The 17,313-nt window shown below is 34.7% G+C and carries 19 protein-coding genes, 1 tRNA gene and 1 pseudogene; 12 read left to right on the top strand and 9 right to left on the bottom strand.

Features of this window, described 5'->3' with window-relative positions; translation table 11 throughout:
* Positions 1-66: 66 nt before the first annotated feature.
* The gene (locus STA7437_RS05065) at positions 67-255 is read right to left on the bottom strand and encodes a hypothetical protein (RefSeq protein WP_015192305.1); all 189 of its coding nucleotides are present in this window, start codon (positions 253-255) and stop codon (positions 67-69) included.
* Between the two features lie 154 nt (positions 256-409).
* On the opposite strand from STA7437_RS05065, the gene STA7437_RS05070 reads away from it, so the two are divergent.
* Positions 410-3,127, top strand: a complete 2,718-nt coding sequence (locus STA7437_RS05070; protein WP_015192306.1) for an MGH1-like glycoside hydrolase domain-containing protein — start codon at positions 410-412, stop codon at positions 3,125-3,127.
* A 362-nt stretch (positions 3,128-3,489) separates the two neighbouring features.
* Here STA7437_RS05070 and STA7437_RS05075 read toward each other — a convergent pair.
* The 6 genes from STA7437_RS05075 to STA7437_RS27355 all read right to left on the bottom strand — a co-directional run bounded on the left by STA7437_RS05075 (position 3,490) and on the right by STA7437_RS27355 (position 6,405).
* Positions 3,490-3,562, bottom strand: a tRNA-Ala gene (locus STA7437_RS05075).
* 57 nt (positions 3,563-3,619) lie between these two features.
* Entirely contained in the window at positions 3,620-3,802 is a 183-nt protein-coding gene (locus STA7437_RS05080; RefSeq protein WP_015192307.1) for a hypothetical protein, read from the bottom strand.
* A gap of 96 nt (positions 3,803-3,898) precedes the next feature.
* Positions 3,899-4,669, bottom strand: a complete 771-nt coding sequence (gene hisF, locus STA7437_RS05085) for an imidazole glycerol phosphate synthase subunit HisF (RefSeq protein ID WP_015192308.1) — start codon at positions 4,667-4,669, stop codon at positions 3,899-3,901.
* Between the two features lie 66 nt (positions 4,670-4,735).
* Entirely contained in the window at positions 4,736-5,443 is a 708-nt protein-coding gene (locus tag STA7437_RS05090; protein ID WP_015192309.1) for a rhomboid family intramembrane serine protease, read from the bottom strand.
* A 104-nt stretch (positions 5,444-5,547) separates the two neighbouring features.
* A complete protein-coding gene (locus STA7437_RS05095; protein ID WP_015192310.1) occupies positions 5,548-6,273 on the bottom strand; it encodes an SIMPL domain-containing protein in 726 nt (241 codons plus the stop codon).
* Positions 6,274-6,282: 9 nt separating this feature from the next.
* A complete protein-coding gene (locus STA7437_RS27355; protein WP_281169250.1) occupies positions 6,283-6,405 on the bottom strand; it encodes a hypothetical protein in 123 nt (40 codons plus the stop codon).
* A 582-nt stretch (positions 6,406-6,987) separates the two neighbouring features.
* Between STA7437_RS27355 and STA7437_RS05100 the strand changes: the two genes are divergently transcribed.
* From STA7437_RS05100 to STA7437_RS05110, 3 genes are all read left to right on the top strand, one after another.
* The gene (locus STA7437_RS05100; protein WP_015192311.1) at positions 6,988-7,293 is read left to right on the top strand and encodes a hypothetical protein; all 306 of its coding nucleotides are present in this window, start codon (positions 6,988-6,990) and stop codon (positions 7,291-7,293) included.
* A 111-nt stretch (positions 7,294-7,404) separates the two neighbouring features.
* On the top strand, positions 7,405-8,259 hold the full coding sequence (locus STA7437_RS05105) for a M48 family metallopeptidase (protein WP_015192312.1): 855 nt from the start codon (positions 7,405-7,407) through the stop codon (positions 8,257-8,259).
* Between the two features lie 18 nt (positions 8,260-8,277).
* Entirely contained in the window at positions 8,278-8,946 is a 669-nt protein-coding gene (locus STA7437_RS05110; protein ID WP_015192313.1) for a bifunctional 4-hydroxy-2-oxoglutarate aldolase/2-dehydro-3-deoxy-phosphogluconate aldolase, read from the top strand.
* A 32-nt stretch (positions 8,947-8,978) separates the two neighbouring features.
* Here the strand turns inward: STA7437_RS05110 and STA7437_RS05115 are convergent, their stop codons facing one another.
* Both STA7437_RS05115 and STA7437_RS05120 read right to left on the bottom strand, forming a co-directional pair.
* On the bottom strand, positions 8,979-9,389 hold the full coding sequence (locus tag STA7437_RS05115) for a type II toxin-antitoxin system VapC family toxin (RefSeq protein ID WP_015192314.1): 411 nt from the start codon (positions 9,387-9,389) through the stop codon (positions 8,979-8,981).
* On the bottom strand, positions 9,376-9,639 hold the full coding sequence (locus STA7437_RS05120) for an AbrB/MazE/SpoVT family DNA-binding domain-containing protein (protein ID WP_015192315.1): 264 nt from the start codon (positions 9,637-9,639) through the stop codon (positions 9,376-9,378). Before STA7437_RS05120 ends, STA7437_RS05115 begins: the two co-directional genes overlap by 14 nt.
* A 103-nt stretch (positions 9,640-9,742) precedes the next feature.
* Between STA7437_RS05120 and STA7437_RS05125 the strand changes: the two genes are divergently transcribed.
* The 8 genes and pseudogenes from STA7437_RS05125 (at position 9,743) to STA7437_RS05155 (ending at position 17,306) form a co-directional block, all read left to right on the top strand.
* Entirely contained in the window at positions 9,743-10,966 is a 1,224-nt protein-coding gene (locus tag STA7437_RS05125) for a bifunctional cobalt-precorrin-7 (C(5))-methyltransferase/cobalt-precorrin-6B (C(15))-methyltransferase (protein ID WP_015192316.1), read from the top strand.
* Between the two features lie 119 nt (positions 10,967-11,085).
* Positions 11,086-11,520, top strand: a complete 435-nt coding sequence (locus tag STA7437_RS05130) for a DUF29 domain-containing protein (protein ID WP_015192317.1) — start codon at positions 11,086-11,088, stop codon at positions 11,518-11,520.
* 165 nt (positions 11,521-11,685) lie between these two features.
* The gene (locus tag STA7437_RS05135; RefSeq protein ID WP_041619178.1) at positions 11,686-12,513 is read left to right on the top strand and encodes an ABC transporter permease; all 828 of its coding nucleotides are present in this window, start codon (positions 11,686-11,688) and stop codon (positions 12,511-12,513) included.
* Positions 12,514-12,558: 45 nt separating this feature from the next.
* Positions 12,559-12,690: a hypothetical protein gene (locus tag STA7437_RS27360; protein WP_281169251.1), complete on the top strand. Its 132-nt coding sequence runs from the start codon at positions 12,559-12,561 to the stop codon at positions 12,688-12,690.
* 12 nt (positions 12,691-12,702) lie between these two features.
* Complete coding sequence (locus tag STA7437_RS05140; RefSeq protein WP_015192319.1) at positions 12,703-13,983, top strand: ABC transporter ATP-binding protein; 1,281 nt, start codon at positions 12,703-12,705, stop codon at positions 13,981-13,983.
* Positions 13,980-14,450 (top strand): class I SAM-dependent methyltransferase, encoded by a 471-nt coding sequence (locus STA7437_RS05145; RefSeq protein WP_041619179.1) that lies wholly within the window; start codon positions 13,980-13,982, stop codon positions 14,448-14,450. Before STA7437_RS05140 ends, STA7437_RS05145 begins: the two co-directional genes overlap by 4 nt.
* A gap of 89 nt (positions 14,451-14,539) precedes the next feature.
* A pseudogene (locus STA7437_RS05150) lies at positions 14,540-15,602 on the top strand (IS4 family transposase).
* 87 nt (positions 15,603-15,689) lie between these two features.
* Positions 15,690-17,306, top strand: a complete 1,617-nt coding sequence (locus STA7437_RS05155) for a hypothetical protein (RefSeq protein WP_407696423.1) — start codon at positions 15,690-15,692, stop codon at positions 17,304-17,306.
* The last annotated feature ends 7 nt before the right edge of the window (positions 17,307-17,313 follow it).

Consider the following 17,313-nt stretch of genomic DNA (forward strand, 5'->3'; position numbering starts at 1 on the left):
CATTTAATTCTGCCTTCTGCTTAAAGCAATTAACTTTGTACCTCATGACTATAAGAAACGCTATAGTTAAGCAATTTCATGTCCAGCAGCCACAATTAACTGTTTGAATGTTTCTGCTGAAGCTTCTGATTTTACAGTAACTTTTTTTGCTTGAGAATCAACTTCTACTTGAGCATCAGGTTCAGAAGTCAGTATAGTTTTTTTAAGATCATCGGCAGCCTCTAAGCTATTAAGAGTTGGTACATAAAATTCCATGATTATTTAAACCTTTGATAATGTATTTCATATCCTAGTATTCGCGATCGCTTTTTCACAACCATCTTAAGAGAGAGTATGAAAAGTAAGTTATATCTTCTTTAAGATAGAGATTATTTAATAAGCTTTTTTTTTATTACTAATAAATCAAATTATGAATGCAGAAACAACAAGATTAGCCGATGGCAATTGGCAACAGTGGGGTCCTTATCTAAGCGATCGCGCCTGGGGAACTGTTAGAGAAGATTATAGTGCCGATGGTACAGCATGGGATTATTTTACTCACGATCAAGCTCGTTCTCGTGCTTATCGTTGGGGAGAAGATGGCATTGGCGGAATTTGCGATCAAAAGCAAAGATTATGTTTTGCGATCGCGCTTTGGAATGAAAAAGATCCGATTCTGAAAGAAAGATTTTTTGGTTTAACTGGTAATCAAGGTAATCACGGGGAAGATGTCAAAGAATATTATTTTTATTTGGATAATACTCCGACTCATTCTTATATGAAAATGCTCTATAAATATCCCCAGGCGGAATTTCCTTATGCTGAGTTGGAGAGAGAGAATCAACAGCGCAGTCGTCAAGAATTTGAGTTTGAACTATTAGATACTGGGATATTTAAAGACAATAATTATTTTGATGTTGTAATTGAATATGCTAAAGCCGATCCAGAAGATATTTTAATTAAAATTAGTGTTACTAATCGTGGTTCGGAAACCAATAATTTACATTTATTACCTACACTTTGGTTTCGTAATACTTGGTCATGGGAAGATAATTCACTCAAACCCCAACTCAAAGTTTATCAAAAGAATGAAAGCTCTAGCATTATTGAAGCCGAACATTCCGATTTAGGAAAAAGATGGTTAGTCTGCGACCATAATAATCAGGTAGCAAATGGTGATTTGCCCTTACTGTTTACCGAAAATGAAACCAATAGCCAACGGTTATTTGGAATCAAAAATAATTCTAATTATGTTAAAGATGGCATCAATAATTATGTAGTTAATGGTCAAACTGAGGCAATTAATCCCAATCAAATTGGTACTAAAACTGCTGCTCACTATTTACTTAATTTAGCTCCAAATGAAACTCAAACTATTTGCTTGCGTCTTCAAAATAACCTTCCTAACAATGATTTTGATTTAGAAGAATTTGATTCAATTTTTCAACAAAGAAAAGCAGAAGCAGATCAATTTTATAGCCAACTTACACCTTTCTCTTTATCCCAAGATCATGGTAATATTCAACGCCAAGCCTTTGCAGGGTTGCTATGGAGTAAACAATATTACGCCTACAACGTTGATCGCTGGTTAAAAGGTGATTCTGCCATGCCTCAACCTCCAAACGAACGAAAAAAGGGCAGAAATCGTCAATGGATTCATTTAGATAGTGATGATATTATCTCGATGCCCGATAAATGGGAATATCCTTGGTTTGCTGCTTGGGACTTAGCTTTTCATGTTATTCCCTTGGCTTTAGTTGATGCCGAATTTGCCAAATATCAACTCGATATCCTCACTAGAGAATGGTATATGCACCCCAATGGACAAATTCCCGCTTATGAATGGGCATTTGGGGATGTTAATCCACCTGTTCATGCTTGGGCAACTTGGCGCGTCTATAAAATCGAACAGAAAATGAAAGGCGAAGGCGATCGCGTTTTTTTAGAACGAGTTTTTCAAAAATTACTGTTGAACTTTACCTGGTGGGTAAATCGTAAAGATACCGAAGGAAAAAATGTCTTTGAAGGAGGTTTTTTAGGTTTAGATAATATTGGAGTCTTTGATCGCAGCGCACCCTTACCTACTGGTGGGCATATCGAACAAGCAGACGGTACGAGTTGGATGGGGATGTATTGTCTTAATATGCTAACCATCGCGCTGGAGTTAGCTAAAGAAAATCCTGTCTATGAAGACATTGCGACGAAATTTTTTGAACATTTCCTTTACATTGCCCAGGCGATGAATCATATTGGCGAAGATGGAACGCAACTATGGGATGAAGAAGAAGGCTTTTTCTACGATGTCTTACATTTAACTCATGGGAAACAGATTCCTCTCAAAGTACGTTCGATGGTAGGATTAATTCCCTTATTCGCGATCGCAATTCTCGAACCAGATATTTTAGCTAAATTACCAGGTTTTAAAGAACGTGTGGAATGGTTTATTAATCATCGTCCCGATCTCAAACACAATGTTGCTTGTATGGAAACTAAGGGGGTAGGGGCAAGAAGATTATTAGCTTTATGTTATGTTACGCCTCATCATTTTAATCCTGAAGATAAATTACGCCGAATTTTGGCAAAATTACTCGATGAAAATGAGTTTTTAAGTGATTATGGCATTCGCGCTTTATCCAAATACCATGCCGAACATCCTTATATTTTTAATGTCAACGGACAAAATTATTGTGTCGATTACGAACCTGCTGAATCTAGTACGGGTTTGTTCGGAGGTAATTCCAACTGGCGTGGTCCAATTTGGATGCCTGTTAATTATCTGATTATCGAAGCTCTACAAAAATTCCACTATTATTTAGGAGATGATTTTAAAGTAGAATGTCCCACTGGTTCAGGTAACTGGTTAAATTTGTGGCAAGTTGCTAGTGAAATTTCTCAACGCCTGATGCGAATTTTTTTAGAAGATAATTCTGGTTATCGTCCAGTATATGGCGGAATTGATCAGTTTCAAAACGATCCTCATTGGCATGATTTAATTCTCTTTTACGAATATTTTCATGGTGATAATGGTGCTGGTATAGGTGCTTCCCATCAAACAGGTTGGACTGGATTGATTGCCAAGTTAATCCAACAATGGGGTGAATTTGATGGCGATTTCAGCTTCGCTGAGACGCGGAGCGATCGCGATTAAGATCAAATCCGTTAACTCGTTGTAATTACTTATTACTTCAATTTGATTTTTTTTTCCTCCTGTCTCCATAGATTTTATGGCTATTAATACATTCACTTTTTGAGAGGCTAATTTGCCAAACTTATCAGTCTTGGTGAATTATTGAAATATTCTACTTACGCCATTTGACAGAATTACCCAATGGTTGTATGATCCCACAGCTTTACAGTTTAGACACGAATTTAAAGAGTTGATGAAGTAGCTTGATTTAAGTTTTTAGGTAGGAGTAGAGTGATGACTAATGGACGGATTTTGGACGAATACGAGCAATTGAATAGGGAAAGGCATCGGTAAAAGGACGGTAAATTAGGCGAAAACAAATATGGAGCTAACCGGGCTCGAACCGGTGGCTTTCACAATGCCATTGTGACACTCTACCAACTGAGTTATAGCCCCTAGAATAGCGTATATTATCATGCCTTAAAAAGACGACTTTAGTCAAGAGTAAAAAAATTAAATTAAATGACTTAAACAATTGCCCATGAGAAAATAAACAATCATCATAGCACCAGCAGAAGCAGCAACCAGCATACCTGCTAACATTAATGAAAATTCTTGTTGCGCTAAAGCTTCTTGCATCAAATGCAGTGACCAGGCAACCAAAGCAACATCAAATATGAGAATTGGAATCAGCATTTTTTACAAAATGTAAACTTTAGTCTATTTTAATACACAATTTTTAGTAAAGGAGTTAGATTTTCTAAGTTTTTAACTTTTGTAAAAACCAATAGGTTAAACCGTCCTAACTGAAACTTGATGTTGTTGTAAATAAGTTTTGACATCAGCAATGGTCAACTGCCCGTAATGCAAGAGTGAAGCTAACAGAGCAGCCTCTGCTTTACCTTCAGTAAAAGCTTCGTAGATATGTTGACAATTTCCTGCCCCACCAGAAGCAATTACTGGAATTTCTACTTGTTCGGCAATAGTACGAGTGAGTTCTAAATCGTATCCAGCTTGAGTTCCATCGCCATCCATGCTGGTAACCAATAGCTCTCCTGCGCCTCGTTGTTCTACTTCTTTAGCCCATGCGATCGCATCTATTCCTGTATTTTCTCTTCCACCTCTAACATAGACCTCCCAACCTGGGTTGCTAGAGTCTTTGCGCCTTCTAGCATCGATCGCGACGACAATACATTGTTTACCAAAGCGATCGCTTGCCTGATTAATAAATTTAGGATTTTTAACCGCAGCCGAATTGATACTGACTTTATCTGCCCCTGCTCTTAACAATTTTTTAATATTTTCTAAGGATTGAATGCCACCACCAACAGTTAAAGGAATAAACACTTGTTCAGCAGTACGATAAACTACGTCAACAATTGTGTCTCTGTCTTCATGAGTTGCGGTAATATCAAGGAAAACTAATTCGTCCGCTCCTGCATCATTGTAAATTTTGGCTAATTCAACTGGATCGCCAGCATCTTTAAGATCGACAAAGTTAACACCTTTAACAACTCGTCCGGCATTAACATCTAGACAAGGTAAAATTCGTTTAGCAAGCATTGGTCAAATTAAGTTTCTCTGATCGGCTCAGTATTTCTTATTATTTGTTAATTGTCAATACATTTTTTAATATTGCTCTGAACGCTCAGAAAACAATCCTAAAATAGGACCTAAAATCGCGCCAAAAATAAAACCGCCTGCGTGCGCCCAGTAAGCTACACCACCGTTTTCCATGCCAACGCTGGTACTAACTTCTAAGGAAGCTACACCATTAAAAGCTTGTTCAAGAAACCAAAAACCTAAGAAATAAATTGCAGAGACACGAAAAGTAGGAAAAAAGAAACCTAAAGGAATAACAGTAATAATTTTGGCAGAAGGAAATTTAAGTATATATGCTCCCATAACTCCAGCGATCGCACCAGAAGCACCTAATGAAGGAATATCAGATAATGCAGAGAAGTACCATTGAGATAAAGCAGCTAAAACGCCACAACTTAAATAAAAAATTAAATATTTGACCCTGCCTAGTTCTTCTTCGATGTTGTTACCAAAAATCCACAAAAACAACATATTAAAACCTAGATGAGCAATACTAGCATGAAGAAACTGGGAGGTAACTAGAGTCAAAGGTTCTGGTACGGGTTGAGCTAAGGTAATTCCACTAAAACTCGCAGTTAATTCTTTAGGAACAACAGCAAACAAATGGAAAAACAGGTCTAGTTGTTTAGGGTTTAAGCTAATTTCATAAAAGAAAACAACTATATTGATCGCTATTAGAGTATAAGTGAGGTAAGGTGTAATTTTGACTGGGTTTTCATCCTTTAAGGGAACCATAATTTTTTGATTAAGGTGGTTTTTAAAGAAATTATAAATTATTAAGCAATTACACCCTTGAATTTTCAAATCCTGAGCAAAAATATTTCCTAATTAAATTCAGATTAGTAACCAATTTGGAGAGTTACTGATGCTTCTACTGCTTGCTCTCCACCAATAATAGGAGTGCTAACTTTGTCTTGACTTCGAGCAGAAAAGGCTTCATTTTGAACCATCAGAGGTTGAGGAGGATTAGCTCCATTAATTTGAATAGTTACAATAGATTTAGCAGTTAAACTTAAAGCCTGTAACACAGCCTCAGCCTGAGCTTGAGCATCTTGAACTGCTTTTTTTAATGCTTGTTTTTGGGCATTAGCAACAGCTTCATCACTAGCAGTAAAACTAATATTATCAATTCTGGTTGCACCTGCTTGAACAGCTTGATCGATTAAATCACCCAATTTTTCTGTACTGAGACGAAAACTAAGTGTATTGATACCAACATAACCAATTAGTTTTCTTTGTTCATTACTATAATCATAACTAGGTTGTAGTTGAATGCCTGTAGTTTGAAGTTGTTCTACCTGGCGCGATCGCAAAAATTGAACTAAACTATTAGTTTGTTCGGCAATTTGTTGTTGTACTTCAGTAGCCGTTTTGCCTTGAATTTCTACTCCTAATTGAATATTTGTTAGAGTAGTAGTAATTTTTTCAGTTCCTTGTCCTGTAACAGTTAAAGTAGACACAACTTGTTCAGCAGCACTTGCTTTAAAGGGTAAAGCCAAACCAATCATAACTATTCCCATCAGAATTAAGTAACGAAACTTAGACATCATATAAGTAAACCACATAGATTTTTTTTAATAATTTGAAGGTTCTTTGGCAAGAATTTTTCTGGAGTTGCCATCACTTTTAGACGTAATATCAATCTCGCCTGTTTCATCAACGCCCAAACAAACATCAGAACGTAGTTGGTTTACCAAATCTAACAAAGAAATTTATTGATTATTTTGAAGAATTTTTAATTATTTAATGGTTGTTTGTTTACCTAAAATTAATTCTTTAACAGCAACATCAAACAAGCAGACTGTTCAACCAAGATACCTAACTCAAAGTGATACAAAATAAAATTAAAGTACAAATAAAGTAATTAAAATAAAACGCAAAGGTAAAGTAATAAAAACAGATTAATTGATTCGATTACTTAGAAATCATTCAACTTGAGCTTATAAATTGTCAAATGCAGTAGATAATTATGAACAATTTTTGAACTAGTAAAACTTATTGGACTACTGATTTAATCTTGAGAATAGTTGTTTAATATACTCTAAGCAAAGCTCTCGATCTTGTTTTAGTTGTGACCCAAAATACTGTTAAGTAAAATTTTTTAGATTATTGTAATGTAAGATACTTTTTTGCAAATCGATCTAAATGTATCAAATAAGTAACTAAAGTCTTGGATTTTTTTAAAGAAAGATTTAAGATTCTTGAAATTTCAATCTAGAGGCAGATTTTCCTTCTATTGTAGTAAATAAGCAAAAATAGCTAACCTAGGCAATAAAAAAATGACAAGTTACAATATGAGAATTTTTAATAATTTCTTAGTTTCTCTTTTGGTAACTGCACTGATCAGTTTTAGTACTCCCATAATTTTTTTCGGAGTTATTTTAGGAATTTTATTAATCGTCAGTCAGATACCTGGGGTTGCAGTATTAGGACAAACTGGCGCAATTGAAGTTTTAAATTTTTTAGCCGTTTTTGGTAACGGACAACCACTAATCGGTGTGCTTATTCTGGGTGTCGTAGGAAGCATAGTAGGCGGATTATTTGATATCTTTAACTTCTATCGATATCAAAGTTTACGCGGTTAGGTAATATTTATCACAAATTTAGATTAGGATCGAGGTAGAGACGGCAACTTGAAAGAAAAAATATCGTCTACTACAAATAGTAATCGTCTCGATTTTAGTATTGTCTCGATCATGTTGAAGCATTTTTCTAAATTTCTTTGGTATTCTCACAGACGTTGGTTATACGTCTTGCTTTCTTTAGTTTGTTGTGTAAGTATTGCGATCGCAAAACCTCTCCCTAGTTATGGTGTTCCCTGGATAGAATTATTCATTAGAGGAGCGCAAATCTATCAACTATCAAATATTTCTGAGACTCAAGAATCTCAATTGGGTCAAGAGATTAATCAACAATTGATTAGTTCGGGAAGAGCTCCAATATCTTCTAATCAAACCATCACTAATTATATTAATGAAATTGGACAACGTTTAGCTAAAACCAGCGAACGCCCGAAGCTTAAATATACTTTTCAAGTAGTAAACGATAATGGTATTAATGCTTTTGCCACAATGGGTGGATATGTGTACGTTAATCTTGGTTTAATTAAAAAAGCCAGCAATGAAGCAGAATTAGCTAGTGTAATTGGACATGAAATTGGTCATATTGTTGGTCGTCATGCTATTCAACAAATGCGTCAACAAGCAATTTCTCAAGGTGTATTAACCGCAGCAGGATTAAATCGCAGTGCAGCAGTCCAAATTGGAGTTGAATTAGCACTTTCTCGTCCTAACAGTCGCGAAGATGAATTAGAAGCAGATCAACTTGGACTAGTTAATCTCAAAAAAGCTGGTTATGCACCTTCAGGAATGATTAGTTTTATGGAGAAATTACTTCAAAAAGGTGGTTCGGTTCCCAATATTTTAAGCACTCACCCTGCTACTTCTGACCGAATTAAAGCTTTAGATGCCAAAGTCGATCCTCAAACTGCTAACGTTGGGATGGGTTTAGATTCTCAAGCATATAAAAATAGAATTAGCTCTATATTATAGTGATGGGGTCAGACTACTTTGTCTAGGTTAAATACATCGCTGAACTTAATTAACTCTTGGTCAGAAGTATTAACTTTACATAGAGCGATCGCAGTAATTCGTTCTCCTAATCAAGAAATGGGTTTAGCGATGGCGCAGGCGGTGGCGAATGGTGGAATTCGTTTAGTTGAAATTACTTGGAATAGCGACCAACCAGAAAAATTGATTGCTGAACTAAGAGTTCGATTACCTTATTGTTATATTGGTGTCGGGACAATTTTAAACCCAGAACAACTGCAAGATGCGATCGCATCAGGAGCGCAATTTGTTTTTTGTCCTCACTACAATCCTGCGATTGTGGCAGCAGCAGTAGAACATTATCAAGTTCCTATTGTACCTGGAGCTTTGTCTCCTACAGAAATTATTAATGCTTGGCAAGGTGGTGCGAGTGCAGTTAAAGTTTTTCCGATCGAAACTGTAGGAGGAGCAAACTATATTAAGTGTTTACAAGCACCATTAGGTCATATTCCTTTAATTCCCACAGGTGGAGTTAAAATGGACAATGCCAAAGAAATGTTAAGTGCTGGTGCGTTAGCAGTTGGTCTTTCTAGTAGTCTATTTCCTAAATCTTTATTAGTTACAAGAAATTGGCGAGAAATTACTCACCGCGCTCAGATTTTATGCTCTGAGTTATTCAATTTTCCTTAGTAGCACTTTGGTAACATATTATACTTTAAAGATTAACCATTATTCTGATCTAGGTGAGGTTTTAACACTTTACACTGTGTTAGTTCACTCGCCTTCTTGATAAACTTTTCGTCAAAGGTGTATAGTTCCAAACAGTGTTGACTCTGTGCTAAATGAAAAGCATCTGCAAAATCTAACCCATTTTCATGCCATTGAAGAACTTGAGCAATTAAGTTAGCATTGGCAAGATGGACGTTTGGCAAACCAAATAGCTGCTGTAAAGCTTGACAAATTTCTTTTGGGTTGAATTTATAGGCAAATCGCAGAACCCATTCAGTTTCTAGAATTACTGTATTGCTGATAAAAATATTCTGTGACTGAAAAATTTTTAGACTTTGTTGATATTGTAATTGGTCATCTTGGGTTAATAGTCGCACAATAATATTGGTGTCAACTGTTATCATTATTTAATCTCTCTACTCCCTTACGAATAGCATCTTCCATATCCTCAAGACTTTTGGGAGTTCCTTGATACTTTAAGCAACCTGCTACCCGATCTAAGGTTGTTTCGGGAAAAGGTTTTTTTGGTTTTAAGAGAATTCCATCTCCCATATCAATTGCTATTAATTCTTGTCCTTCTTCCCAGTTATGACTTTCTCGCAAAGCTTTGGGAATAATGACTTGACCTTTACTCGACATTTTTGTAGTTTTCATCAGAATAATGAAGGGTCAAAAGTAAGAAATATGTAAGAATTATTATAACCTTACCAGAATGACCGATTTTTATCTCTAATGCTTAATAGTTAATTGTTTGTTCATGACACTCAACAATTTTCCTCAAAAATGGCTTTCTATAATCGGTATTGGTGAAGATGGACTAGCAGGATTAAATAACGTCGCGCGATCGCTTTTGGATAGTGCAGAAGTTATCGTAGGAGGCGATCGCCATTTAGCTATGCTTCCTGATACAGATCACAGGGAAAAGTTGGTTTGGACTTCTCCAATCAAACATTCAATTGCAGAAATTATTCAACGACGGGGACAGTCTGTCTGTGTTTTAGCTAGTGGCGATCCGATGTGTTACGGCATTGGTGTAACTTTAATTCGTTACATTCCCATAGACGAAATGAGTATAATTCCAGCACCGTCTACTTTTAGCCTAATGTGTGCGAGATTAGGTTGGTCATTAACAGAAGTAGAATTATTAAGTTTATGTGGACGCGATCCAACTTTACTTCATGCTTTTGTTTATCCTCATGCTCGTTTATTGATTTTAAGTGCAGATAAACAAACACCAGCAACAGTAGCCGAAATATTAGTAACTCAAGGATATAGTCAAAGTGAAATAACAGTCTTAGAACATTTGGGAGGAGAAAAAGAACGAATTATTCCAGGCGTTGCTGCTACTTGGGATGCAAAGGATGTTGCCGATTTAAATGCGATCGCTTGTTATTGTATTCCAGACTCTCATACTATTCCTCTATCTCGTGTACCAGGTTTACCCGATCTTGTTTATCATCATGATGGACAATTAACTAAAAAAGAAATACGAGCGATTACCTTAGCAGTTTTAGCTCCTTTACCAGGACAATTATTATGGGATGTGGGTGCTGGTTGTGGTTCAATTGGAATTGAATGGATGCGAAGTGAGCGAAGTTGTAGAGCAGTCGCGATCGAACAGAATAGAACAAGAATTCAATACATTGCCGATAATGCTGCTGCTTTGGGTGTGCCTAATCTTCAGATTGTCGCAGGAAAAGCACCGACTATTTTAAAAGATTTACCCCAACCAGATACTATTTTCATTGGTGGAGGTTTAACTACTCCTAATTTATTAGAAACTTGTTGGAATATTTTACCTGCTAAAGGTCGATTAGTGGCGAATGCAGTCACAGTAGAAAGTGAACAGAAGCTATTGCAATGGCAAGGCGAATTAGGAGGAGAATTAACCCGTATTGCTATTTCTCGGGCAGAACCTGTAGGAAAATTTTTCGGTTGGAAAGCGATCGCGCCTGTAACTCAATGGGTAGTTGTGAAGTGAAAATTTTAGTTGAAAAATCCCAAGCGATCGCTTAAATATTGCTTATTCTGCTGCTGACTTATTTATCTTTTTTATTCGTATCGTTTTAAAATCAAGCTAAAACATTAAATTAATAAATTATGAATTATCACACTTTATACGACAAAGATTATAGTGAGTGGATTCAAGAAACCTTAAAACAAATAAAAGCAAAAAATTTTGATCGGGTAGACTGGAACAATTTAATTGAAGAAATTGAAAGCATGGGAAAAAGCGAAAGAAGAGCGTTATTAAGTCTTTTTACCCAATTGCTTGAGCATTTATTAAAAATGTCTTATTGGGATATAGAAAAAGAACGTAATTATCGTCATTGGGCATCTGAAGTTGTTAATTTTAGAGCGCAAATTGAAAGTAGATTAGAAGATAGTCCTAGTTTGAGAAGGGAATTACCAATCTTTTATGAACGCGCTCACTCAACTGCAATTAAATCTGTCTCAAAACTGTTTAATCTCGATCAAAAAGCTTATATCTCTCTAGAAAATGCTTTGGATGAAGAATGGTTTCCAGAGCTTTAAAAAAAATTATGACTTTATTGAGCTAAGGCGATCGCGTGGAGCAGCAATTAGGAATATATACGCAATCGTTGTTAAAAGAAATATTACTTTACGCAAGCAATTTTTGTCTTGAGATGGGTATTCTAAAGCATATTTTTAGTGCGCGAATCTTTAATTAAATATATTATGTCGATTAACCAAGAATTGATTATTGAAGCAGGTCGCACAGAAAGACAATATTGGCAAGATATTTGGCGTTATCGAGAGTTATTTTACTTTCTGGCTTGGCGAGATATTTTAGTACGCTACAAACAAACTATTATTGGTATAGCTTGGGCATTACTCAGACCGTTTCTGACTACAGTCGTTTTTACTTTAGTTTTTAGTAAGCTAGCAAAATTACCATCAGACGGTGCGCCTTATCCTATCTTAGTTTTTGCAGGAATGCTTCCTTGGCAATTTTTTGCCAATGCTTTAGCAGAATGTAGCAATAGCTTAATTACTAACGCTAATCTGATTTCTAAAGTTTACTTTCCTCGCCTCATTGTTCCTGCAAGTGCCGTAATTGTTAGTTTTGTGGATTTTTTGATTTCAGGAATGATTTTGCTAGCTTTGATGATTTGGTATGATTTTGTTCCTAGTTGGCGAATTATAACTTTACCTATTTTTATTGCGATCGCGTTTACCGCTTCAATGGGTGTAGGGTTATGGCTATCGGCGTTAAATGTTCAGTATCGGGATTTTCGCTACATTGTGCCGTTTATTATTCAATTTGGTTTGTATATTTCTCCTGTAGGTTTTAGTAGCAGCATCGTACCCGAACAATGGCGTTGGTTGTATTCTCTCAATCCAATGGTAGGAGTAATTGATGGTTTTCGTTGGGCAATTATTGGCGGAGATATCCCAATTTACTGGTCAGGTTTTATTATTTCTATTGGTTTAGTAACATTATTATTTATTAGTGGTATTTGGTATTTTCGGAGAATGGAAAAAACTTTTGCCGACGTGATTTAGTTGTGACTACATCGTGGAAAAACATATAAATATCTAAAATTACCAATGATTGATATCTCGCACAGCGATACTTTAAGCGATCGCTCTTACCGAGCAAAAAAATTTTCCCCAGATGATAATTTTTGCGTGAAGAATGGGAAGTCTAGTGATATAGATCGCAGTCAATTTACTGTTTAGTGCGGTAAGAAAGTGTCTGATACTATCATTAGGGTCGAAAATCTCGGTAAAAAATATATCATCGGGCATCAGCAGGAAGGGCGTTCTCAATATGTCGCTTTACGAGATGTAATTGCTGAGGGTGCGAAGTCTGTAGTTAAAAGATTTACGAAACCTCAAGAGAGTAACTCTAATCGTGAAGAGTTTTGGGCGTTAAAAGATGTTTCTTTTGAGATTAAACGAGGGGAATGTGTTGGTATTATCGGGCGTAATGGTGCAGGTAAATCAACCTTACTCAAGATTTTAAGTCGCATTACTGAACCAACGACGGGGCGTATTTCGATTAAGGGTAGAGTTGCCAGTTTATTAGAAGTAGGTACGGGTTTTCATCCAGAGTTGACTGGTAGGGAAAATATCTATCTCAATGGTGCAATTTTGGGGATGAGTCGGGCGGAGATTAAGAAGAAGTTTGATGAGATAGTTGCGTTTGCAGAGGTAGAAAAGTTTCTGGATACTCCTGTCAAACATTATTCATCTGGGATGTATGTACGTTTAGCGTTTGCAGTTGCTGCCCATTTAGAACCAGAGATTTTGGTAGTGGATGAGGTTTTAGCAGTTGGTGATGCTGCGTTCCAGAAGAAATGTTTGGGCAAAATGGGAGATGTGGCAACCAAGGAAGGGCGAACGGTTTTATTCGTTAGTCATAATATGGCTACTGTTCAAAATTTATGTTCTCAATGCTTATATTTAAATAGTGGGAAAATAAAAGAAGTTAATTCAACAGAATTTGTTATTAATCAATATTTAGTAGATATTTCTTCTGAGTCTAATAAAGATTCTCTTGCATTTAGAAAAGATAGACAATGTTCTAATAAAGTTAAAATAGTTAATTTTTATATTCTTGATGATTGTCGAGAAAAACAATCTGTTCTTCAGTCTGGTAACAATTATACTTTTGTTATGGAATATGAAAATTATTGTGTAGAAAAAATATTTGATGATGTAATTGGTAGTATTGCTATTACAGATAATAGAAATGAAATTACATTTTTAATTCGTTCTAATTTTACCGATCAAAATTTTTCTATTAATCAACAAAAGGGTTATATTGAGGCACAAGTAAAAGATTTTAATCTTACAACGGGAATATATAATACTATACTTTTTTTATCGCATAGAGAAACTGAAATTTTAGACTGTATTAGTAATGCTTGCATAATTCAAGTGGAAGCTGGTGATTTCTTTAATACAGGTAGTATAGGTCTTCCCTCTCATTGTAAAACTTTAACTCGTGCAGACTGGATAACAAAATGATAGCAACTAAGTTCATTATTTTAAAACTTATACGTTATTTATTGAAAACCATATTTGGCATTAAAAATCTAGAAAAAACAATAGTTTTTATTTGTCGTTTATTAGGCATAAATTTATTAAATCTTGCCTATAACAATATAGGAATATTAAATTACCAAAATTGTGATATTTCTGGAGAAAACTTAGTAATAAATAAAATTTTATCTCAATATTTTAACAGCCAACAAAGCTTATTTTTTTTTGATATTGGTGCGAATACTGGTAGTTATTCAACAAAATTAAGGCAAAAATTCAAGAATGCAATAATTTATGCATTTGAACCTAACAAATATAGTTTTGATGAATTATCAAAAATTAAACTTGATTTTAATATTAAAACTTATAATTTGGGCTTAAGTTCAAAATCATGCCAGCAAAAAATTTATACATATGCTGATGAAATTAAAAGCCAACACGCAAGTTTCTAAGTACAGGACAAAAAATAAGCGAAAGACTTGCAAAGTCTTATAGAAAAGGGGTTTGATGAAAAGTAACCACACTTAAACAACGAACCCCTATGAATCAGATTAACTTACTTAGACAAACCTTAAAACCTCATCTTGGATGGCATGGCGCACGCTTAAGTTTTTTCGCTTTGTTTTTGATTGCCTTAGTTAGAGTTAGAACAGTAAATTTGACAGAAATAGCAACAGGTTTTCGGACTCATGCCCAGACAGAATCTAGTTACAAGCGGTTACAACGTTTCTTTCGAGATTTTGACCTTGATTATTCTGCGCTCGCTCTTTTCAATAGTTACTTTAATGGATATACCACAACCTTGGATTTTAAGTACAGATAGGACAGAATGGTCTTTTGGGCAAACTCAGTTTAATATTCTCTTTCTGGGAATAGTGCATAAGGGAGTGGCGTATCCTGTAGTTTGGAAAATGCTGCACAAGAAAGGCAATTCTGACAGTGACGAAAGGATGGACTTACTTGATCGCTTCGAGGAAATTTTTCCTGATGCTCAGATAGCCTATCTAACTGGCGACCGTGAATTTATTGGTCAACAATGGCTCTCGTATCTTTTAATTGAACCGACAATTCGATTTCGATTGAGAATCCGAGAAAGCGAGCGGATCGACGATGGAAAAAAACAACTTAGAGCTTCAATTGTCTTTGCTCATCTTCAACCTGGAGAAACTCAAATCTTATCTGGCAAAAGATTAGTTTGGGGACGTTTGGTCTATGTTTCTGCTTTACGTCTGGATGATGGCGAATTATTGATAGTCATTAGTCCCGATTCTTCTTCTAGCGCAATTTCAGATTATGGGCAACGATGGGGTATCGAAACTTTGTTTGGGATGTTTAAGACCAGAGGCTTCTGTCTCGAATCTACTCACTTCAATGATTCAGAGCGATTGAGTAAGTTATTAGCTTTGATGAGTTTAGCTCTTTGTTGGGCAGTTAAAACGGGAGAATGGTGGCATCAACATCAACCTATCAAAGTCAAAAAGCATGGACGATTAGCTAAAAGTATTTTTCGTCATGGTCTTGATTATTTGCGCTCGATTTTTACCGATTTGGATTTAAAACAATTTCAGTTTCTTGAATCCTTAAAATTTTTGTCCTGTACTTAGCTAATTAGTTTATATCCTGTTCCTCAAATCATAAATCAGATTAACCAATTGCATCAAGCGAACAAAAAAGTAATATATATTTCTGATATGTATTATTCCTCAGATATAATTAAATACTTTTTAAAACAAAAATATATATGGAAATCTGAAGATATTATATACGTTTCCTCTGAAGAAAGAGTTAACAAAGCATCTGGAAATTTATTTAAAGAATGTCTCGATCAATTATCTTTAAAACCATCTCAAATATGTCATATCGGAGATAATTTACATTCCGATGTTAAAATTCCAAATAAACTGGGAATTAAAGCCCAAGCTTTTACTTATACTCACTTAAATCGCTACGAGCAAAAAATATCTAACAATACAGAGCCTCCACTCAAGTTTCGTTCTCTTTTAGCAGGTACTTGTCGATTAACCCGTTTACAGTCTCAAGAAAAAATTTTTCACAATCAAATTATTTGGGATACAGCAAGTAATGTTATTGCTCCAGTATTATTCGGATTTGTTTACTGGTGTCTTTCTCAAGCTCAAAAAAAAGGTATTCAAAGATTATATTTTGTAGCTAGAGATGGTCAAATACTTTTAAAAATTGCTCACATTATTTGTAAAAATTGGGGTTACACTATTGATTGTCGTTATTTATATGGTTCTCGTCAAGCTTGGCATTTTCCTGCTATTCAAGAAATTGGACAATTTGAATTAGATTGGATTTTCGATCCGACTGAATTTTTATCTGTTTATTCAGTTTGTGAAAGAGTTAATGTAAATCCTGAAGAAATAGAAAATATTCTCGAACACTATAATTTTGAACGAAGTATTTGGAACAAAAACTTAACTGAAGAACAAAGATATTTTTTAAAAAAAGTATTTGAAAATGAGCAAATTAAAAATCTAATCCTAAATAAAGCTTTACAATTTCGTCAAATAACTCTTAATTATTTTGAGCAAGAGGGTGTCTTTGATGATATTCCTTTTGCAATTATTGATATTGGATGGAATGGTAGATTGCAAAAATCTTTAAGTCAATTACTTAGTGTTGCCAATCGATATCCTTTAGACGGAATTAATGGTTTTTATTTTTCATTATCAAAACGAATAAAACCTTTTTCAAAAGATAATTTATTTGTGTATTTTGCCGATACTAACTTAAATCCAGAAAGAAATTTTGTTTTTCTCTATAAAGGAGTTTTAGAACTTTTTGTTAATGCCGATCATGGTAGTACAATTAGATTTGAAAAAATACAAGAAAAATATATACCAATTCTACGAGGTAACAAAAATGAAAAAGCAATACAATGGGGACTGTATATATTACAAAAGGCAGTAATATTTTTTGCCGAGCAATTAGTACGTATTTTAGAAGAAAATCAAATTAAAGAAGAATATATATTAAATATTTCTAATTTATTACTAAAAGAATTTTTATTATCGCCTTCTTATTGGGAAGCATCAGTATTTGGTTCTTTCCAAATTACAGAAGATCAAACAGAAAATATTTTCTATGAATTAGCTCCTAAGTATAATTTATTTAATACTTTACGACTAATTTTATACAATAAGCATATTCATCATAACGTTTGGTTTCCTGCTTCAAAAATTAGAAGTTCTATAATATGTACTATATTGCTTAATCAAATTGGAAAAGGTATTAAAACTAAAATAAAGCAAAAATTAAAACCAATTAATTTTATGAAAAAATAATCAAATT

Origin of the sequence: Stanieria cyanosphaera PCC 7437, from assembly GCF_000317575.1 — a bacterium.
GTDB classification, from domain to species: domain Bacteria; phylum Cyanobacteriota; class Cyanobacteriia; order Cyanobacteriales; family Xenococcaceae; genus Stanieria; species Stanieria cyanosphaera.